General features: G+C 57.2%; 16 protein-coding genes. 7 read left to right on the top strand and 9 right to left on the bottom strand.

What is annotated here, in order from left to right:
- From GRI41_RS03760 to GRI41_RS03750, 3 genes are all read right to left on the bottom strand, one after another.
- Positions 1-1,203, bottom strand: a complete 1,203-nt coding sequence (locus tag GRI41_RS03760) for an acetyl-CoA hydrolase/transferase family protein (protein ID WP_160604613.1) — start codon at positions 1,201-1,203, stop codon at positions 1-3.
- Between the two features lie 68 nt (positions 1,204-1,271).
- Positions 1,272-2,156: an HpcH/HpaI aldolase/citrate lyase family protein gene (locus GRI41_RS03755; protein WP_160603431.1), complete on the bottom strand. Its 885-nt coding sequence runs from the start codon at positions 2,154-2,156 to the stop codon at positions 1,272-1,274.
- Positions 2,157-2,170: 14 nt separating this feature from the next.
- On the bottom strand, positions 2,171-3,337 hold the full coding sequence (locus GRI41_RS03750) for an acyl-CoA dehydrogenase family protein (RefSeq protein ID WP_160603430.1): 1,167 nt from the start codon (positions 3,335-3,337) through the stop codon (positions 2,171-2,173).
- Between the two features lie 166 nt (positions 3,338-3,503).
- On the opposite strand from GRI41_RS03750, the gene GRI41_RS03745 reads away from it, so the two are divergent.
- Positions 3,504-4,637: a CaiB/BaiF CoA transferase family protein gene (locus GRI41_RS03745; RefSeq protein ID WP_268893177.1), complete on the top strand. Its 1,134-nt coding sequence runs from the start codon at positions 3,504-3,506 to the stop codon at positions 4,635-4,637.
- Positions 4,624-5,901, top strand: coding sequence for an MFS transporter (locus GRI41_RS03740; protein ID WP_235901044.1), 1,278 nt, complete (start codon positions 4,624-4,626; stop codon positions 5,899-5,901). Before GRI41_RS03745 ends, GRI41_RS03740 begins: the two co-directional genes overlap by 14 nt.
- 18 nt (positions 5,902-5,919) lie before the next feature.
- Here GRI41_RS03740 and GRI41_RS03735 read toward each other — a convergent pair whose 3' ends face one another.
- From GRI41_RS03735 to GRI41_RS03725, 3 genes are read right to left on the bottom strand one after another with little or no spacing between them, the layout of a single operon-like run.
- Positions 5,920-7,362 (bottom strand): NAD-dependent succinate-semialdehyde dehydrogenase, encoded by a 1,443-nt coding sequence (locus GRI41_RS03735; RefSeq protein WP_160604610.1) that lies wholly within the window; start codon positions 7,360-7,362, stop codon positions 5,920-5,922.
- Positions 7,363-7,405: 43 nt separating this feature from the next.
- On the bottom strand, positions 7,406-8,323 hold the full coding sequence (locus tag GRI41_RS03730; RefSeq protein WP_160603429.1) for an acyl-CoA dehydrogenase family protein: 918 nt from the start codon (positions 8,321-8,323) through the stop codon (positions 7,406-7,408).
- The gene (locus tag GRI41_RS03725; protein WP_235901043.1) at positions 8,323-9,507 is read right to left on the bottom strand and encodes an acyl-CoA dehydrogenase family protein; all 1,185 of its coding nucleotides are present in this window, start codon (positions 9,505-9,507) and stop codon (positions 8,323-8,325) included. Before GRI41_RS03725 ends, GRI41_RS03730 begins: the two co-directional genes overlap by 1 nt.
- Before the next feature lie 117 nt (positions 9,508-9,624).
- On the opposite strand from GRI41_RS03725, the gene GRI41_RS03720 reads away from it, so the two are divergent.
- Together GRI41_RS03720 and GRI41_RS03715 are read left to right on the top strand one after the other, a co-directional pair.
- The gene (locus tag GRI41_RS03720) at positions 9,625-11,544 is read left to right on the top strand and encodes a DUF3604 domain-containing protein (protein WP_202388647.1); all 1,920 of its coding nucleotides are present in this window, start codon (positions 9,625-9,627) and stop codon (positions 11,542-11,544) included.
- Positions 11,545-11,598: 54 nt separating this feature from the next.
- On the top strand, positions 11,599-12,516 hold the full coding sequence (locus tag GRI41_RS03715; RefSeq protein WP_268893176.1) for an NAD(P)-binding domain-containing protein: 918 nt from the start codon (positions 11,599-11,601) through the stop codon (positions 12,514-12,516).
- A gap of 11 nt (positions 12,517-12,527) precedes the next feature.
- Here the strand turns inward: GRI41_RS03715 and GRI41_RS03710 are convergent, their stop codons facing one another.
- The 3 genes from GRI41_RS03710 to GRI41_RS03700 are packed head-to-tail and all read right to left on the bottom strand — an operon-like array spanning position 12,528 to position 14,919.
- Complete coding sequence (locus GRI41_RS03710; protein ID WP_268893188.1) at positions 12,528-13,292, bottom strand: class II aldolase/adducin family protein; 765 nt, start codon at positions 13,290-13,292, stop codon at positions 12,528-12,530.
- The gene (locus GRI41_RS03705) at positions 13,289-13,633 is read right to left on the bottom strand and encodes a nuclear transport factor 2 family protein (RefSeq protein ID WP_160603426.1); all 345 of its coding nucleotides are present in this window, start codon (positions 13,631-13,633) and stop codon (positions 13,289-13,291) included. The genes GRI41_RS03710 and GRI41_RS03705 overlap by 4 nt, the downstream gene beginning before the upstream one ends.
- Before the next feature lie 17 nt (positions 13,634-13,650).
- A complete protein-coding gene (locus GRI41_RS03700) occupies positions 13,651-14,919 on the bottom strand; it encodes a hypothetical protein (protein ID WP_160603425.1) in 1,269 nt (422 codons plus the stop codon).
- Positions 14,920-15,209: 290 nt separating this feature from the next.
- On the opposite strand from GRI41_RS03700, the gene GRI41_RS03695 reads away from it, so the two are divergent.
- The 3 genes from GRI41_RS03695 to GRI41_RS03685 are packed head-to-tail and all read left to right on the top strand — an operon-like array spanning position 15,210 to position 20,080.
- A complete protein-coding gene (locus GRI41_RS03695; protein ID WP_160603424.1) occupies positions 15,210-16,865 on the top strand; it encodes an aromatic ring-hydroxylating oxygenase subunit alpha in 1,656 nt (551 codons plus the stop codon).
- Complete coding sequence (locus tag GRI41_RS03690) at positions 16,862-18,352, top strand: class I adenylate-forming enzyme family protein (protein WP_160603423.1); 1,491 nt, start codon at positions 16,862-16,864, stop codon at positions 18,350-18,352. Before GRI41_RS03695 ends, GRI41_RS03690 begins: the two co-directional genes overlap by 4 nt.
- An 18-nt stretch (positions 18,353-18,370) precedes the next feature.
- Positions 18,371-20,080, top strand: coding sequence for an FAD-binding protein (locus GRI41_RS03685; RefSeq protein ID WP_160603422.1), 1,710 nt, complete (start codon positions 18,371-18,373; stop codon positions 20,078-20,080).
- Positions 20,081-20,112: the final 32 nt, after the last annotated feature.

Here is a 20,112-nt window from a genome sequence, read left to right as displayed (position 1 = left end):
TCAAAATCCTCTCTTGCGAATTTCGTGCGCTGCTCGGTCAAGGCCATCGCGATAGTCCGGATGCGCAATCGCGATTAGTTGGTCAGCGCGTTCCGCCAAAGTTTTTCCCTTGAGCTCGGCCGCGCCATATTCGGTTACAATGACATCTACCTCGGACCTGGCCGTGGTGACCGGGCCCGACAATGCCGGAACGATCTTGCTGATCGATCCCTGTTTCGCGGTTGAAGCCAGCGCAATGATCGAAGCACCGCCCGGAGAACGCGCCCCTGCCCGGACAAAATCAACCGAACCGCCCGTGCCGCCCAGATAGGCAGGACCTGATTGTTCTGCATTTACCTGACCGGTCAAATCGATTTCGATTGCGGAGTTGATCGTAACAAGCCGGGATAGACGCGAAAGAACGGCGGCGTCATGCGTGTAGCTGGTTGCACACATCCGGATTGACGGATTTTCGTGGGCCCAGTCATACAGACGCCTTGTCCCAATCAGCGCACCGTTGATGGACACACCCACGTCGACTTCCTTGCGCGCGTTTGTGAGCACACCGGCTTCGGCCAGATCAACCAGCCCATCACCCAACATTCCCGAATGAACGCCCAGATCTTTGCGGTCATGGAGTTGCCGCAAAATGGCATCGGGAACCGCGCCCACCCCGGTCTGGAGCACGCAGCCATCACCAATGTAGTCGGCACAAAATGCCGCAATCTGTTTGTCAATCTCGCCGATATTGGCTGGCGAAACTTCTACCGGAGCCCGATCTGCTTCAACCGCAATGTCGATCGCCGATGCCGAGACAGTTTCTCCGAAAGTGAACGGTACTTGTTGATTTATCTCGGCAATGACGATACGCGCTTTCTCAATAGCCGCACCGGTATAGTCGCTTATCAAGCCGTAGCTGTGATTGCCATTCGCATTCGCCGGACTAAGCTGGACCATAGCGACATCGCACGGGATTACCCCTGCGCTGATGAGCGGGGCAACCTGGCTGACATGGACCGGAATTACTTTCAAAGCGCCCAGCTTTGTCATCTTGCGGAGCAATCCGATTGCCCCCATGCTGCTCAGCGAAAAACTATCTATGCAATTTTCATCGAAAAGGCCGGAAAAGCTGGTCGCGATAAACAGCTTTAGATCGGGAATCGTGCTGCCCTGTTCGATGAGCGCTTCGAGCAAGCTGGTCGGCTCGCCGCAAGCCTGCCCCATGACGATGGCATCGCCGGGCTTCAGAATTGCGGAGAGATCAAGCTGCTCGATGGCTATGGATTGAGCCACTATTCCTCTACCTGAGCAAGCAATTGCCGGGCTCGCGACAGATGCGGGCGATCAAGCATTCCACCCTTGTACCCGATCGTACCCACGCCTGGATTTGCTTCAAAAACAGCCACAATCTCGCGGGCTTCGGCAATCTCTTCCGCGGTCGGTGTAAACGCATCATTGATGACATCGACTTGCGCAGGGTGGATCGCCAACATCCCGCGATAGCCATCCCGCCGCACCATTCCCGCCCGTTTGCGCAGCTTTTCCAGATCGCGAAAATCGCCCTGAATAGTCTCTATCGGCGCCACTCCGGCTTTCGAAGCGCCGAGCAAACACATGCTGCGCGCCAATTCATAAGTGAACGAATAGCTTCCGTCCTCATTGACGTTGGAGCTTGCACCGATCGAGTCCGCAAGGTCTTCGGCGCCCCATGTCATTGCGATCAATCGGCGCACGCCCTTGAAATCGCCTGCGTGAAACATGCTTTCAGACGTTTCGGTAACAAGCACGATCACCGGCGTTGTGCCTTCTTCTATGCCATTGGCAACTTCGAGCGCGGACAAATAATGATCGAGAGCCTCTGCATCCTGCCGGCCATACACTTTGGGCAGCATGATCCCGCCCGGCTTTCCCGGCATTATCGCAGCAAGATCGCCTAGCGTGTAAGGCCCATCGAGCGGATTGACCCGCACCCAAAGACGTTGCCGCTCTTGTGCGTGCGACACGAGAAAATCATGCACCATCTGGCGAGCCATCGGCTTGTTCTCGGTTGCAACGGCATCTTCCAGATCGAAGATCACGATATCGGCAGCGCCTTGTGCGGCCTTGGTCATCTTCTTTTCGCTGTCGCCCGGCGAAAACAGCCAGGAGCGCATTGGCAAGGATTGGTCCTGCGGCATCAGATCTGGCTCCCTCAGTATGATTTAGGCAGCTCGAGCACGCGCTCGGCGAGGTAGTTGAGGATCATATGCGGACTGATTGGGGCAGTTCGCGGAATCAGCACTTCGCGCAGATAGCGTTCAAGGTGATATTCCTTCGCATAACCCATCCCGCCAAGCGTTAGCATGGCGGTGTGACAGGCTTCAAATCCGGCTTCAGCAGCAAGGTATTTGCCCGCATTCGCCTCTACTCCGCATTCCTCGTTCGCATCGAATTTGGCCGCCCCTTGCATGACCATGAGATTGGCCGCTTCAACCTGCGCCCAACATTTGGCGAGCGGGTGCTGGATGCCCTGATTCATTCCGATCGGGCGATCGAAAACCACCCGCTCCCGCGCATATTGCGCAGCGCGTTTGATCGCCACCCTGCCCAGCCCAACCGCTTCGGCTCCAAGGAGAATCCGCTCCGGATTCAGGCCTTGAAGGATGATCTTGAACCCGTCACCTTCGGCGCCAATCCTGTCTTCCTCGGGGATCCAAAGATCATTGATGAACAGCATGTTCGACCCGACTGCGTGTCGTCCCATTTTAGGGATCAGGCGGGTTTCCACCTTGGACTTGTCGAGACTGGTATAGAACAGGGATAGGCCCTGCGTTTTCTTCTCTACGTCCTCTAGCGGTGTCGTACGCGCGAGCAGCATAATCTTGTCGGCGACATGCGCATTGGTGATCCAGATCTTTTCACCGTTGACGCGATACCCGCCCTCTTCGCGAACGGCCAACGTCTTGAGCCTGGTGGTGTCGAGACCGACATTGGGTTCGGTCACACCGAAGCACATCTTCTCCTCGCCGGAGAGGACCGGCGGGATCATGCGTTGTTGCTGCTCTTCCGTGCCGAAGCGGGCAATTGGCTCCAGACTGAAAACGGGGCCATGAATGCTCGATGCGGCCGTCATTCCGCCGCCGGATTCCGCAACCGCCTGCATCATGATCGCGGCTTCGGTTATGCCCAGTCCCGAACCCCCAACCGATTCCGGCATCGCAATGCCTAGCCAGCCTGCTTCGGCCAGAGTCCGGTGGAATTCAAAGGGGAATTCACCGCTTTCATCGCGATCCAGCCAATATTCATCGGTGAAATCGCTGCACAGCCTTAAGACCGCCTCGCGTAGCTCTTGCTGTTCTTCGTTCAAGGCGTAATCCACTGCACGCGCACCTCATTGGTTTGGGTGGCTTGCGGTAGCAGCGGCTTAAAAGGCCCACAATCGGCGCGCAACACGATATCGGTGTGGCGAAGTTCAATCGCATTGGAATTGTTACGCTCATGTTCTAGCCGTTGGCTGGCAACAACAACCAACCTATGAGGTCGAATTGGCTGGACCACTCAAAGATGTACGCGTCGTCGATCTGACAAGCATGGTATTCGGGCCCTATGCGACCCAGATCCTTGCTGACCTCGGCGCAGACGTGATCAAAATCGAACCGCCCGGCGGCGATGCAACGCGTTTCATCAATGCGGGGCCGAGCGAAGACCTTGGCGGGGTGTTCACCAATATCAATCGCGGCAAGAAGAGCATCGAACTCGATTTGCGTGATCCTGCGCATTGCGAGGTACTCAAAAATCTGATCGCCGACGCCGACGTGTTCATCCATTCCATGCGCGGTAAGGCAATTGCAAAGCTGGGCTTCGACTATCCGTCGGTCAGCGCGATCAAGCCCGATATCATCTATACCAATTGCTATGGCTATTCCCGACGTGGGCCAGACGGAGACAAGCCTGCCTATGATGACACCATTCAGGCTGAGTGCGGCATTCCGCACGTGCAGGGGCTGATGAACGGGGAGCCAGGTTTCGCGGCGACGATCATGGCGGACAAAGTCGCCGGGCTTCACGCCCTGTATGCCACATTGGCTGCTCTGTTTCATCGCGCGCGGACGGGCGAAGGGCAGGAAGTCGAAATCGGAATGTTCGAAGCGATGAGCAGTTTCATGCTGGTCGAACATGCGAGTGGCAAGCTGTTCGATCCTCCGCTGGGCCCGGCCCATTATCACCGGGCCGTCTCTCCCAACCGCCGTCCCTACAAGACACGGGACGGCTACGTCGCCGCGCTCATTTATAACGACAAACATTGGGATGCGTTCATGAAGTCGCTGCAACCCGCATGGCAAAGCGAAGAATTCGATACTCTCAAAAAACGCGCCAAGCATATCGACCGAATTTATGGCTTGTTAGGGGAGACATTCGCTGAACGCACGACACAGGAATGGCTCGATTTCCTCGAGCCTCTCCAGATACCCTGCGCGCGGGTGAAATCGACTGACGATCTGTTCGACGACCCTCATCTTAATGCGATAGGCTTCTTCGAAAATGTAGAAAGCAAAGAAGGAACCATCCGCTATCCGGGCGTTCCAACCTGGTTTTCCCGCACACCGGGCAAAGTAGCGGGGCCTACCCCGCATTTGGGCGAACATAACGCCGAATATAAAACAGATGATCGTCAGTAAGGACGGCACGAAGGGAGAGAGAATGACGGCAATCGGGGCAAGATCGGAATGGGGAAAATACTGGACACTCCCCATCGCAGCAGCGCTTGGCTATGCGACCAGCGTCATCCATATTTACGGCCTTGGCCCGTTCGTTGTACCGATCAGTGAGGCGTTCGATTGGCCGCGCACGACCGTCACTTTCGGAATTACCATTGCGACATTGATTTCGGGCCTGTTTGCCGTGCCTATCGGCATGCTGGTCGACCGTGTAGGTCCAAGGCCCATCGGCATTGCCGGGGTTGCCCTACTGTCCGGCGCCTTCGCGCTGATCGGCTTTGCCGCCACCGGTGACGAGTGGAACTGGTATCTGCTCTGGGCCGTTCTGGCCTTCGCCACCCTTCCCGTGCAGGCCACCATCTGGACGGCCGCGGTTGCCACCAGGTTCGAGGCATCGCGCGGTCTGGCGTTTGCGATAACCCTGTGCGGCGCATCGACTGCCCAGGCGCTGTTTCCGTGGCTCGGGACCACATTGATTGCCGCCTATGGCTGGCAACAAGCGATGATATTCCAAGGGGCGATCTGGGCTGCAATTGCCCTCCCGGTCATTATTCTGTTTTTCCGCGGCGCACGCGACGTAAAGGCCCAAGCGCACGAAGGCGAAGAAATCGCCGCCGCTGCTACGCCCGGCCAGGCAACCGGGTTCTCGTTTCTGGAAGGCCTGAAAAGCACGGTCTATGTCCGTTTGCTGGTAGCCAGTGTGCTTTTCACATTTGTAGCTCTGGCGCTGGTGGTGAACTTCATCCCGATACAAACCGACAGCGGAATGGAGCCGACGCAGGCAGGCGCCCTCGCCTTCTGGATCGGAATCTTCGCCATTATTGGCCGGCTTGGAACAGGTTTCCTGTTGGATCGCTTGCCCGGAAATTATGTGGGTGCAGCGATATTCTGCTTACCCATTCTTGCCTGCATCAGCTTTCTTTATCTTGGGACCGATGCGGCGTTTCTATCGGCCGCACTGATCGGGTTGACGGTGGGCGCTGAAGTGGACGTGATCGTTTATCTGGCAACGCGGCACTTCGGCCTCAAAGCCTTTGGTGCGCTTTACGGTGGTCTGCTCGTTGCACTCTCGATTGGAACCGCAACCGGTCCGCTCTATGCCTCAAGCATCTTCGACAATACCGGCAATTACGACCAATTCTTCTGGATCTCGATCGGCTGCATGGCGGTAAGTGTTATCTGTCTGGCGACGTTACCCCGCCCGGCATTCGGTGCGGAAAAATAGGCAACGGGGCCTGATGGTTTAGATGCCCATGCACAAATACTTGATTTCCATATAATCATCCAGACCGTGTCGCGAACCTTCGCGGCCGAGGCCCGATTGCTTTACCCCGCCAAAAGGGGCAACTTCGGTGGAAATCAGACCGGTATTGATGCCGACTATTCCGCTTTCGAGCGCTTCCGCTACGCGCCAGACACGGCCAAGATCGCTGGCGTAAAAATAGCTGGCAAGCCCGAATTCGGTATCGTTCGCCATGGCAATCGCTTCTGATTCATTCGCAAAGGGTATGAGAGCCGCCAATGGCCCGAATGTTTCCTCGCGCGAAACCAGCATGGACTGATCAACATCGACAAGCACAGTGGGTTCAAACCATGTCCGCCCCAAATCGCTGCGACGCCCGCCAGTTAGTATTTTCGCGCCCGATCCGGTTGCGTCCGCTAAATGTTCTTCAACCTTTTCGACCGCTGCGTCGTCGATAAGCGGCCCGATCTGGGTCCCTTCTGCGGTGCCGTCCCCCAGCTGCATCTGCCCGACGCGTTCGGCCAATTTCTCGGCGAATTCCGCGTAAACCCCCTGTTGGATATAAAAGCGGTTGGTGCACACACAAGTCTGCCCGCCATTACGAAACTTTGAAACCAACGCCCCTTCAACCGCCGCATCGACATCCGCATCATCAAACACGATAAACGGCGCGTTTCCGCCGAGCTCGAGCGAGAGCTTCTTGATCGTATCGGCGCTCTGGCGCATCAACTCGCGCCCGACCTCGGTCGATCCGGTAAAGCTGATCTTGCGAACAACGGGGCTAGCGGTCAGTGCTCCTCCAATTGCAGACGCGCTGCCAGTGACGATGTTAATCACTCCCGCAGGAATGCCCGCTCTTTCCGCAAGAACCCCGATGGCGAGCGCGGAAAGCGGCGTTTGCGATGCGGGTTTCAGCACAACTGTGCAACCCGCCGCCAGTGCAGGGCCAAGTTTTCGGCCAATCATTGCCGAAGGGAAATTCCATGGCGTGATGGCTCCGACCACCCCGATCGGCTGGCGCAGCGTAACAATTCGGCGATCAACGGCATGGCCTGGGATCACCTCACCATACGCCCGCTTGGATTCTTCGGCGAACCATTCAATGAAGCTGGCCGAGTAGGAAATTTCACCCACCCCTTCGGAAAGCGGCTTCCCCTGCTCTAGCGTCAACAACCGGCCAAGCGCGTCCTTGTGCTCGATCATCAAATCAAACAGCCTGCGCAACATTTGCGCGCGTTCTCCGGCGGCGAGACTGCTCCATGCTGGCAGCGCTTTGCGCGCCGCTTCGATTGCACGATCGGTCTCTGCTGCACCCATCTTGGGAACCGAGGTCAGGACTTCACTTGTGGCAGGGTTGGTGACTTCGAACGACGATCCATCGTCTGCGCCGATCCACTTGCCATCAATCAGGCATTTATCTCTTATAAAGTCGGTGGCATCCATAGTGTCTGTCATATTCCTGCAATACCGCGCGCCGGGGATCGGATTACCGCGCCGGCCAAAGTTTGTCAGCGACACACTGCGCCTGCGCTCCCCGCCCACCGAGTTCACCAATCAATGCCTTAAGTCGATAGGTCCAGAGATGCAGCGGATGCTCCAGCGTCATGCCCATCGCGCCCAGAAATTGATGGAAATCATAGACACAGTTCTTCGCCGATTCCTGTGCGTGAAGCGCAGCCATTGCCGCGTCAGCGGGATCGAGCGTAGAGGCAGCTTTCATTGCCAGCCAGTAGACCCCGTTGGTGCGCACCTGCGCCTCAGCCAGGCGGTGACGTAGCGCCTGAAATGTCGCCAGCGGCCGCCCAAACTGGTTTCGATCAGTCGTATGCTCACACGTGCTTTTCAAAGCTGCGGCGAGCAATCCGGCAATTTCGGCGGCAATCGCAACTTGCCAGCGAACTTTGGCCTCACCCACCGGAATATTGAGCTTTTCCGCATCGTCAGGAACGCCGCTCAACATGGCCATCGGATAGGCAAAAAGCGCCTCTGGCTCGCTGTGCACTACACCCGCTTCCGCGCCAAATTTGCGCACGGAATCTCCAACAACAATGATAGTTGCGCCTTCGCCAAGAAAACGGACCGGGCGTGCAAGGTGTCGCTCGTCAACCAGACAGACCGGTTGCGAGGAAGGATCGCTCAGCAGCGGGCGGAACATTGCACTCGCCCCGGCCTCCACGGCAAAAGGAAGCCGCGCGAGCCTCTCGATCACAATCGCTGCGGTGGTAGTTCCCAGATCGGGATCTTGCGCAACATCGAGAAATCCCCCTTCGACAATCGCCGAATTCAGTTCAGCGCTGGTCGCAGCCAGCGGCGCATCGTGGATCGGCGCGCTTTCGAAAGGTTTGGCAAGGCTATCAAGCGCATCAAGAATTGCGCGCTGGTCGTCAGTAAAATCGAGATGCATCAGCGCGGCTCCCTTGGCAGGCCCAGAACATCGCTGGCGATGATATTGAGCTGGATTTCAGCAGCTCCGGCGGCGATCCCGGCAACAATTCCGCGCTGGTGGTGCATTTTGAGATAGGGATGCGCATCGCAGAGCGCTTCCGGCAGATATTCCGATACGAATTCTGCCACGCGGCGTTCCGCCATGATCGTTGCGAAGCGCGCCGAAGAGGCTTCCGCCCCGATCTTCTCGCCTTGCGCGCGTTTGCTGACGATCGCGTAGCTTGCCATCCGCGATGCCTCGCACAGAGCTGCGGCATGCCCGGCTTCGATGCGGACGCCGGGATCATCAAAATCGCCTGCATCCTCGAGGATCGATACCGCCCTGTCGAGAGCCGCGCGCGCCAGGCTATAGCGCGGAATTCCCAAGCGTTCATTGGTCAGTGAATAGCCGATAATTTCCCATGCCTGACCTTCGTCACCCAGCCTTGCCGAAGCGGGCACGCGAACATCATCGAAGAAAACCTCGTGAATATCGCCTTCGCCGATCAGCGAGGGGATTTGCCGGACCGTAATGCCGGGCGTGTCCATCGGGATAAGCAGGATCGTGATCCCACGCTTTCGATCATCGCTGGTGCGGCAGAGCAGAAAACAGGTTCCGGCGAGGCCCGCATAGCTCGTCCAGATCTTCTGGCCATTGACGACATATTCTTCGCCAACAAGCTCGGCGCGGGTACGTAGCGACGCCAGATCAGAGCCCGAACCAGGCTCTGAAAATCCCTGACACCACAGTGCCTTGCCCTCGACGATTTCGGGCAGATATTGCTCCTGCTGCAGCGCAGAGCCGTATTTCATCAATGTGGGGCCGATCCAGTTGACATTCATGTACTGGCCGCCGCGCGGTTCGCCGGCTATCCACATTACTTCGGCGAGGATTGTCTGATGCCAGGGGTCGAGACCCTCGCCCCCGATTTCCTTGGCCCAATGCGGGGTTAGCAGTTTCTCATCGGCCAGCTTGCCGCAGAATTCCTCTGCGTAACGGGTCAGTTCCGGTGAGGCCGGGCCGTGCTGTGAAAACCGCTCCCAATCATCTGGAAGAGTTTTCTCCAGAAAAGCCAACAACCGCTCTCGGAATGCCTGCTCTTCGTCAGTCCATTTGAAATCCATCGAAGCCTCGCGTTGAATGCCTCTCTCACTCTTAGGCATACGCGCAATCGAATAAAGAGCACAAAGCCAGACAACGCCACGGTGATACTATGGCGCCCCGCTCTTTCGATCAGGAATCTGTGGTATCAGGGGCGCAAAGCATAGGGAGACCCGGAAGTGACTCGGCTCGTCGGATCTACAAAAACTCTGTTCTGCACCGCTTCGCTGGCCTTGCTCACATATGGCGTCGCTGTAGCCGTACCTCTCGGCAAGGCACAAACCGGAGAACCGGCATCGCTTCTTCCCAAGGCGGCAGGCGAAAGGCAATATTCGCCGCCATTGCGGGCGCCCCGTACCAACAATGTCTATTTCGGAGACCTTCATCTCCACACCAACATTTCCACTGACGCTTACTTGCAGGGAACGGTGGCCACCTCACAGGCCGATGCATACCGCTTTGCGATGGGACAAACCGTGCAGACCGACAGCGGCATGCCCGCACGCCTCAAGCGCCCGCTCGACTTTCTGGCTGTGACAGACCACGCCGAGAACTATGGACTTTATCCCGGGCTCGATGCCGGTCATCCCGCGCTTGCCGGAACCGAACTGGAGCAACGCTGGCGCTCGGTTCAATCGATAGCGGCTGAAAAGGGGCTTCGCGCCGCGTTTGGCTCGGTGATACGTGCCAATGGCCCGATGCCGGAACTTCCCGAGAAATTTGTGCGCGACGAATGGGCAAAATCCGCCAGGATCGCTGACCAATATAATCGCCCGGGTCATTTCACGACGGTGATCGGATATGAGTGGACCGGCATGATCAAAGGAGACAATTTGCACCGCGTTGTTCTCTACCGCGATGGTGCTGATCAGGCCGGGAAAACGCTGCCTTTCAACGCGGCGCTCGGCAACGATCCGGAAGACCTTTGGCAAGCGCTTGAGAGCTATGAGGCCAGCGGCGGCCAAGGCTTGGCCATCGCGCACAACGGCAATGTTTCAAATGGCCGGATGTTTTCTCCCAAGACCGTAAGCGGCCAAGCGATTGACGCACGCTACGCCGAACAGCGCCAGCGCTGGGAGCCCGTTTACGAGGCGACCCAAGTCAAAGGTGATGGCGAAACCCACCCATCGCTGTCACCCGACGACCCTTTCGCTGATTTCGAGACTTGGGATCGATACAATGTTGCAGGCTCAACCGCCAAAGAGCCTTGGATGCTGCGATATGAGTATGCGCGGCAAGCGTTGATTGATGGCTTGAAGCTGGAGCAGGAGCTTGGCGCCAACCCGTTCCAGTTTGGCATGATTGGCGGCAGCGATAGCCACACAGGCTTGGCAACAACTGCGGAAGACAATTTCTTCGGAAAATTCGCCAATGGCGGTCCTTCCCCTGATCGAATGCGCGACAAATCGGCGGGCCAACCGCAGAATAATTGGCAGCTGGGCGCGTCCGGCCTGACCGCAATCTGGGCACCGGAAAACACGCGCGAAGCATTGTTCGATGCGCTCAAAAGGCGCGAAGTTTATGCCACCACGGGAACGCGTATTCGCCTGCGCTTTTTTGGCGGGTGGGACTTTACCAAGGAAGAACTGAACTACGCTGATTACGCCAGGATCGGATATGAACGGGGCGTTCCAATGGGAAGCGAATTGGCGGACGGCGGCAGCGGTGAAAGCCCGGTCTTCTTTCTTCACGCCATCAAAGACCCTGATGCCGCCAATCTGGACCGGATCCAGATCGTCAAAGGTTGGATCGACAATTCCGGAACGCCGCGCGAGAAGCTGTTTGACGTGGCGCTATCCGATAGCCGAAAACCCGATAAGAACGGTGGCATCGAGCCGGTGGGAAATACCGTCGATGTGGCCAATGCAAGATATAGCAATTCGATCGGCGATCCCGAATTAATGACTTGGTGGCGCGATCCGGAATTCGACCCCAACCAGCCCGCATTCTACTATGTGCGCGTTCTCGAGATACCGACACCGCGCTGGACGACTTACGACGCCGCATTTTATAATGTGCCAATCGCCACCGGCGCGCCGGAATTCTTGCAAGAACGCGCTTATAGCTCCCCAATCTGGTACCGGCCAACTGGTTCCTGATTGGCGGGCAAACCGCCACACCGATATTTGGGCAGAGGCGCTTGAGGCCCCGCTTTGAAAGTCTATGCCGTTAAGGCAAACAAGTATGGCGATCCTGAACCGCCAAGGAAGAGGTTGGACATGTCGAATACAAGTGTCGGTTTCATTGGCTTGGGCCTGATGGGCAACCCCATCGCTCGCCGTCTGGCCAGACAGGGGTTTGCGGTAACCGGTTGCGATATTCACGGCCCGACTCTGGAGGCCTTTGACGAAGAGGGAACCGCGCGCGCAGCCGATCCGATCGAGGCCGCACGGGGTAAAGACTTTGTTGGCATTTGTGTCAGGACTGATGATCAATTGCGAAACCTTGCGGGCGATGGGCGGATTTTCGAAGCGCAAGGCGATGGCGGCATTTTCATCATTACATCCACCGTCGCGCCCGGACTGGCCCAAGAGCTAGAGGAAATTGCCCGGCCCTATGGGGTCAGCGTGATCGATGTCGGTGTATCTGGCGGGCATCACTATGCGCTTGAGGGAAAACTGTCCTTGTTCGTGGGCGGCGATGACGAAACAATTGCGCGCGCTCGTGAATGGCTGGAAGCGATTGGCACGATTTCGCATCTCGGCCCTGTCGGCCGCGGCCTTCAAGGAAAGCTGCTCAACAATCTCGCCTGTATCGCCAATTATGGCCTTGCCGCTTCGATCCTCGATATTGGCGTAGCGCTTGACTTTGATCGCGAGCAATTGCGCGAGGCATTGCAACGCGGATCTGCGCAAAGTTTTGCACTTCAAGTCGTCCCCGGCATGGTCGGCTGGCGTGAAAATTCGACTGCGGAAGGGGTCGCAGACCTGCGCGACCTCTTGGCTAAAGATGTCTATTTGTCGCGCGATCTGGTCGCCGCAGAGGACCCCGCAATGTCGGCTTTGCAAAACGCCTGTCATGTTCTGCTCCGGCGCATGGACCAAGCAGCGAGCGAGTTGGCAGGAAAATAGATCGTTCGGTTTCAGCCGGTCAGATCGTCAAAAGTGCTGTCGATCCGATAGGCCTTGCGCAGCATCGCGGGCCAGAAGGCGCGAACCGAAAACCGCTTTGGGTTGGACCAATCGATTGCATTCCCGACCTCGGCAGCAGCAACGGGATCGGGCAGATGTACCGATCGCCCTGCCGACAGCGTGCTCATTTGAGTAATGCAGCTCCATTCGAGGCAGTAGAGCCGGTAGAACGCGTCGGCTATTGTTTCCCCCACGCTTAGCGTGCCATGGTTGCGCAGGATCAGCAGGTTTTTTGTGCCAAGGTCCCGTGCCAGACTTTCGCGCTCCTGCTCGCGGTCGGCAATGCCTTCAAATTCATGATAGGCGACATCGGGCAAGATGATCATCGCCGTTTGACTGAGCGGCAAAAGCCCGTCTTCAAGGGCAGAGACAGCCACCCCCGCATGCGTGTGCAGGTGCATCACGCTTCCGGTGTCGGCCCGCGCATCGTAAATCCCTGCGTGGATATTGAAACCTGCAGGGTTCAGTACCGATTCCGCGGGCGAAATTACTTCACCCTGCATCGAAACCCGAACGAGATTGGCCGCGGTGACTTCGTCAAACAGCTGGCCAAACTGGTTGATAAGGAACGAACCGTCGGGCAATCGCGCCGACAGATGCGTGGCCACATGATCATCCCACCCGAAATGGGCGATCAGGCGATAAGCAGCGGCAAGTTCGCGGCGTATCTGGATCTCGCAATCTTGCATGTCACCTCCTGCCTTGGATCGACTCAGGACTCGCGGCGCCCTCTTTGATAGACGCCTACGCTTGCAAAGGTTTCTCCGACGCCCATCGAAAAGAAGCTGGCCATGTGGAGGACTTCCCCATTGGCGAGAGTGACCTCCACTTCCGCGGCTGCATCGGTCGCGGTAGCCACAATCTTTACCGGCTGGGGCTGAGGGCCACCGGCGGCGAACACATGCTCGTACATACCGCGCAATGCATCCTTTCCTTCGACGACCCGGCCATCGGGCAGGTTGAAAACAGCATTATCGTCAAACAGGCTTAGCAACCCATCGAGATCTTTAGCATTGATCCGCCGATAATAGGCGCGAGCGAGATTTTCAGCGGTCATTTCAGTTGCGTTTCCTTTTACCAATGCGGCCGCTGCAGCTGCGCAGCGCGCCGATTACGGATAATTGCATCGCGTTCTTCGGCGGTGACACGAGCGACGTCGCCAGGAAGGTGCGCATCAAGTTCCGCAAGCTTTACCAGCTCGATTTGCGGAACCGGTGTATCGCTGCAATTGGTCCAGCGCCCTTGGATGATACCGCGCTTGAACCCAGCGGGGTCCAGCCAGTTACGGACCCCCGGATCAACATTGCTGACCACAACCCGCCATTTGCCATCGCTGTCGGGAGGTGATTGATCGCCGTTGAGGCTGGAGTGGTTGTTGTACCAATTGGTCGTTTGATACAGATGATTGGTCAGGATCAACGAGCGATAGGGGCACTCAAGGGGGATTTCGGTCTCGATAACGAGCGCTTCATCGTCTTCCAGCTGATAGACTGTTTCGTAGTAAAATTGCCCCTGCAACCCACCTGCAGAGGTGATGTCAAAGGGCTTGAAACGATGGACAAATCCCTCTTCCGCTAGCGCCTGCACGCGATCTACAAACATCCCGCCAAGGAAATCCATGGCAACCGGAGCAGCCTTGAGTTTTTGCGCAAATGCTCCCGCTTCCTCGCGCCCCTGCCCCATGGGCAAATCGAGCCTTTCAAGCGATAGTGTTGGCGACCGTTCTTCTGCCCAATTTGAACTTACCAAACGCACCAGAAGGCGGTTCGCGGCAGGCCGCAATTCCCACCAATCTCCCGCAAACCCTTCCGGCTTGCTTGCGCTAATCAATACATCGAAGCGGCCATCAGCATCGACAGAGATCTCGTTCAGGTCCAGATGCGCGCGCCCTTTGCCGGTTTCCGCGTTTCGCGGAACGACCTGGCTGACCACCGCCTGATTAAGCGACCCGCGCAGTCCGGTCAGCCGGTATGTGCCATCAGGCGCGATACGCGCTGCACGGTAGATGGTATCAGCGTTGGGTTGACCAACGTTCATCACTTCAGAAATGGTTGGCAGAAATTGCGGGAAATCGGGATCCCCACCGAGAGTGTCGAGTCCAACCGAAATGAGCGACTGGAAAGCCAATCGGGTGACTTCTTCCTGTATGCGGGGATCACTGCGCTGGTCCTCGGGCAGCTTTTCCAACATTTGCTGCGGCAAAGCACGGACATTTTCAATGAATGCGGACCAATCCTCCAGCGTAAGGGGTTGCGTGTCATTTTCCGCTTGCTCGTTGCTCATGTCCTGTCCGGTCTCCTGATTGGGCTCGTTGGCCAACGCCGCGCCCGGTGCGCCCGCCACGGCGAGAAAAAACGCAAAGGCTGGCCACACATGCAATCTCTTGCTCCCTATCGAGCCATGCTGATTGCACCGTTCCATACGGCGTCGCAAGCATCAGGGCGCGCAATTCGCCGGGGCGATTTGCTTGGCGTGGCGCTCGTGCACGACCGCAGCATATCGCCGCCGCGTTCTCTCGCGCTTGGGCGTGGAATTGGCTTGCGTGCGGCCTCAACACAGGCTCTTCTTTGATCGGAAAATTGCCGGTCATGGACTTCGTGCCAATGGCCGACGTGAATCAACAGGAGAGGCAGATGCGCTGCGAACCCCATCCTTTTACCGGGGCGATCTATCAAGAGCTCGAAGATGGCATGGTCCGCGTTGAAGACAAGCAGGCAGGCAAAGCCGGGCTTTTCAAGTGGGACGGCGAATATGTGGAAGGCGATCTGACCCAGGCTGACCCCCATATGCTGCGCTATATCGGCGGTCCGGTTATGGACGAATCAAAAGACATTTTCTGGAATGTCCTGCCGCCGACTCCCGAACTCGCCAATGCCATGTTCAAGGAAAATCTCGCTCGCGGGGGCGCGGACAAAGACAAGCAACAACGCCCGAAAATCATCGCGCCTTACAAAGCCGATCCCGGTGTGAAGACCGAAGAAGGAATGCGTTCTTCTGCCTATATTCCCCAGCAATTCTTCATTGAGAACGAACGCAAGCCGGATCTTTTGCCCGAAGTTTACAAGAAGGAAGCGCCCTATCCAGGAGGGCCGAAGCAGGTCCATGTCGACAGGTTTACGACCAAGAAATTCCACGATCTCGAAGTCGAGCATTTGTGGAAGAAGAGCTGGCAGATGGCTTGCCGGGAAGATGATATTCCCGAAGTTGGTGACCACGTTCTCTACAAGATCGCGCATCTCGAATATATCGTCACCCGCAGCGCCGAGGATGAGATCAAGGCATTCGTCAATGCATGCCCGCATCGCGGCCGGCGAATTTGCGAACATAACGGCAAACGCGCCGAGGGTTTCCGCTGCCCATTCCACGGGTGGAGTTTCGGCATTGACGGCAAACTGCATGACCTGACCTGCGAATGGGATTTTCCCAAAGTACGGCAAGAGGTCGGCGGCCTGACCGAACTGAAGACCGCGCGATGGGGCGGGTTCGTTTTCATCAATCCCGACGATGATGCGATCTCTTTCGAGGAATATGCCGGGCCGGACATGCTCGCGCATTACGAGAAGCTTCGGCTCGAGGACCGTTTCAAAATGGTCCACGTCGCGAAGGTCGTGAAAACCAACTGGAAGTTGATGATGGAAGCTTTCCTCGAAGCTTACCATTCGGTCGCCACGCACCCGCAATTGCTGCTTTCAGGCGGTGATCTGGCTGAAACGCGATATGATGTCTTTGGCAATTGGAGCCGGCTTGGACATGCCAGCGCACCAGGCTCCAGCGTGCAGCGGGGCATTGTCGTTCCCAAAGAACGCACGCTCGAAACGTTCCGCATGGTTGCCGACATGATGGGGCAATATTTGCGCGGATTGATCGGCGATGAAGTCGACGAATATTCGGATCACGAATTGGTGGAGCAGAGCTTCAACAATCTGTTCCCCAATTTCCATCCATGGGGCGGTATGGCGCGGATCGTCTATCGCTTCCGGCCCAATGGTGACCGGCATGACGAATGCATTGCCGACATTATGCTGCTCGCGCCGTGGCCGAAGGACAAACCGAAGCCGCCTGCTGCCCCGATGAAGATGCTGGATCCGGATCAGCACTGGGTCGATGCGGAAGAGATGGGGACTTTGGCGCGTATTCTGGATCAGGACAGTGCAAATGTTACGCAGGTCTATCAGGGGCTGCGGACCAAAAACCCGCCCCGCGTCATCTATTCCGCCTATCAGGAATCCATCATCCGGGCATGGCACGACAAATATGAAAAACTGCTCGGCCTTGAGGAAGGCGAATGAACGAGCTTTCTTCCCTTTGTGAAGAAGCCCTTGCCCGCCCCGGCGGATCGCAAGTTATCGAATTTGAAGGCCGCTGGTTTGACTGGGGTGAACTGCGCACCGTTGCAAACGGTGTAGCAACACTGATCAGCCAGAGCGGTGCACCGGATGATGCGCCCGTAACTTTCATACCACGCAACCGGCCATGGGCTATCGCGGCTCTGATCAAATTGCTGGCGCAGGGACGGACCGTACGAATGGTCTATGCGTTTCAATCTCCGGCGGCGATTGCCAAGAATGTCGCAAAACTCAATTCGGGCATAGTCATTGCTGGTGTTGAGGAATTTTCCGCCGAGCTTGAAGAAGAAATGCGCGCGGCGGGGCGTGTTGGCATCGCTTTGGAAGATCTGGATGCAAATCTGGTCGAAGGCCTCGAAAAGTTCGATCATCAGGGAAAATTTTCACCTGCAGATCGCCCCAAGGTCGAAATTCTCACCAGCGGAACCACCGGCCCGCCAAAGCAATTCCCGGTTGAATATGCGATGATCGCCGGTCTGTTGGCTGGTGGCACAAGCGGCAATCAGCAAGCGGCCGATCCGGCCAGCCAGCCGCCGCTGCTGCTGTATATGCCGATTGGCAACATCTCGGGTATCTATTCGACGATACCCACCGTTTTGCGTGGCAGCCGCGCGGTTCTGCATGACCGGTTCAACCTCGACAAGTGGCGCGAGTATCTCGCTACTTACAAGCCGAAAATCGCCGGCCTCCCGCCAGCGGGTGTCCAAATGGTTATCGATGCAGGTGTGCCCAAAGAGGAACTCGCAGGATTGATGGCGATCGGCAGCGGCGCTGCGCCACTGGATCCGACAGTGCAAAGCGCCTTTGAAAAGCAATATGGAATTCCAATCCTGATTTCTTACGGCGCCACCGAATTTGGCGGGCCGGTCACTTCGATGAGTCTGAAAGATGTCGAGGAATTCGGAACTTCGAAAATGGGAACCGTCGGGCGCCCGATAGGTGGGGCACAGCTGCGTGTGATCGACCCGGAAACAGAAAAAGAATTACCCGCGGGAAGCGAAGGTCTGCTGGAAGTGGTTTCGCCTCGTATAGGTTCGGACTGGATTCGTACGTCGGATCTGGCTGTCATCGATGAAGACGGCTTCCTGTTCCATCGCGGGCGCGCGGATGGGGCGATCATGCGTGGCGGGTTCAAAGTGTTGCCGGAAACTATCGAGCGCGCCTTGATCCTTCACCCGGCAATTTCTGCGGCAGGCGTGGTCGCGGTTAAAGACCGCCGTCTGGGTGAAGTCCCCGGCGCAGCGATCCAGTTCAAGCCGGATCAGGATGCACCGAGCGCGCAAGACATCGAGACACATCTGCGCGAGCATGTGATGGCGACACATATTCCAGTGCATTGGCGGTTTGTCGATGCCCTTCCGAAAACACTTTCGTTCAAGGTCGATAGACCCGCCCTGACCGCTTTGTTCGACGATGTCGCATCAGAATAGACCGGCTGGAGAGACCATTTGAAACCTGACCACACATTTATTGAAGACCTGACCCCCACCTCGACCCGCGTTGAACCGGCTGATATTGTTGCTGATCCAGATGCAGCATCCTGGGATGATGAATGCGATGTTCTCGTTGTCGGGGTGGGAATGGCCGGGGTTTGCGCTGCCTTGCGCGCTGCCGAGGATCCGGACCTTTCGGTGATCGCAATCGACCGCGGCCCGGGCGGTGGAGCCAGCAAACTGTCGGGCGGCGTGATCTACATGGGCGGCGGGACCAAAGCGCAGCGCGAAGCTGGGGTCGAGGATGCCCCGGACAACATGGCGCGATATCTTTCTTTCGAAACCGGCGACATTGTTTCGCCCGAAACGGTCAGCCGCTTTGCCAAAGCGAGCGCTCATTTTCAGGATTGGCTCGAGAAATACGGCGCGCGGTTCGGCGGTCCGGCAACGGATGAAAAGACGTCTTACCCCAATTCGCACTCGCTCTATTATTCGGGCAATGAATTGACTGTGCCGGGCCGCGAACGCGCGACCCCTGCGCCGCGTGGCCATAGGGCAAAACCGCCCGAGGGCGGCGAACCAACCAAGCTATCCGGCGAATATCTGTTGCCGCCATTGCTCGCGTCACTTGATCGTGCGGCAAATGCAAAGGTGCTGCGGCAAGCCCGCGCGACACGTCTGATCGCCGATGCAAATGGCAATGTCATCGGGGTGGAGCTCAAACAGATCAAACCCGGTTTTGCTTCGTGGAAGCATGGCAAAGCATGGGGGCTGGCCAACAATATCATCGCCGCAACGCTGGGTCTGACGGGCAAAATTTACGGCACGATCATAAAGGCTGAGCAGGAACACGTTGAAACAAAACGTATTCGCGTCCGCAAAGGTGTCGTGCTGTCTGCTGGTGGTTTCACCTATAATCGCGAAATGATGGCGAAGACCGCGCCCGATTATCTTAAATCACACCCGCTCGGCACCATTGCTGACGACGGATCGGGTATCAAACTAGGCATGAGCGTTGGCGCGAAGACCGACCACCTGGATCGCATTTCAGCATGGAAGTTTCTGTACCAGCCGGAAAACTGGGTGAAGAGTTGTGCCATCGGCCCCGACGGCAAGCGCCTTGTCGGAGAAGAATATTACGGAGCGCGCACCGGTGAAGCCGTTTTCGGCAAAGCTGGTGGGCGCGGATGGATGATCCTCGACGAGCCACTGCAGCAGCTTGTGGTTGAAGAAATTGGCAGCATGAAAAAGATGCTGTTCCAGAAAATCCAGTTCCGCGCGACGCTCAAGGATTACACAGTGAGCGCCCCGACCCTTCCCGCTCTGGCGGAATTGCTGGATGTACCGGCCAGCGAGCTTGAAGCGACAATTGCCGAATACAATGGATATATCGAGCGAGGCGAACCCGATCCGCTTGGAAAGTCGGAGAAATATCGCCGCAAAATCGAAAGCGGCCCGTTTTATGCGACCGACATTGGGGGATCGCTCAAGGTCTCGCCCATCCCTGCCCTGACCATGGGCGGTCTGGTTGTCGAAGAGGAAACCGGACAGGTTAGCAACACCGACGGTGCGCCGATTGGCGGCCTTTACGCCGCCGGGCGCACCGCAGTTGGAATTTGCTCGCACTACTATGTCAGCGGGCTGTCGCTGGGTGACTGTGTATTTTCCGGGATGCGCGCAGCCGAAGCCATCAGGGGCAATGGGGGTTCAGCTGCACTGATCTGACGCGGGGAGCATCGACCTCCCTCACCCACTCG

The sequence above is a fragment of the Pontixanthobacter aquaemixtae genome, assembly GCF_009827395.1.
Taxonomy (GTDB): Bacteria; Pseudomonadota; Alphaproteobacteria; order Sphingomonadales; family Sphingomonadaceae; genus Pontixanthobacter; species Pontixanthobacter aquaemixtae.
The sequence above is the reverse complement of the archived record's forward strand: the minus strand, read 5'-3'. Positions and strand labels throughout refer to the sequence as shown.

Coding starts and splice junctions, on each gene's coding strand:
- GRI41_RS03760 (WP_160604613.1), bottom strand. CDS start 1,203: ATGGGGCAGGCTTGCGGCGAGCCGACCAGCTTGCTCGAAGCGCTCATC.
- GRI41_RS03755 (WP_160603431.1), bottom strand. CDS start 2,156: ATGCCGCAGGACCAATCCTTGCCAATGCGCTCCTGGCTGTTTTCGCCG.
- GRI41_RS03740 (WP_235901044.1), top strand. CDS start 4,624: ATGATCGTCAGTAAGGACGGCACGAAGGGAGAGAGAATGACGGCAATC.
- GRI41_RS03735 (WP_160604610.1), bottom strand. CDS start 7,362: ATGGATGCCACCGACTTTATAAGAGATAAATGCCTGATTGATGGCAAG.
- GRI41_RS03730 (WP_160603429.1), bottom strand. CDS start 8,323: ATGCATCTCGATTTTACTGACGACCAGCGCGCAATTCTTGATGCGCTT.
- GRI41_RS03725 (WP_235901043.1), bottom strand. CDS start 9,507: ATGCCTAAGAGTGAGAGAGGCATTCAACGCGAGGCTTCGATGGATTTC.
- GRI41_RS03705 (WP_160603426.1), bottom strand. CDS start 13,633: ATGACCGCTGAAAATCTCGCTCGCGCCTATTATCGGCGGATCAATGCT.
- GRI41_RS03695 (WP_160603424.1), top strand. CDS start 15,210: ATGCGCTGCGAACCCCATCCTTTTACCGGGGCGATCTATCAAGAGCTC.
- GRI41_RS03690 (WP_160603423.1), top strand. CDS start 16,862: ATGAACGAGCTTTCTTCCCTTTGTGAAGAAGCCCTTGCCCGCCCCGGC.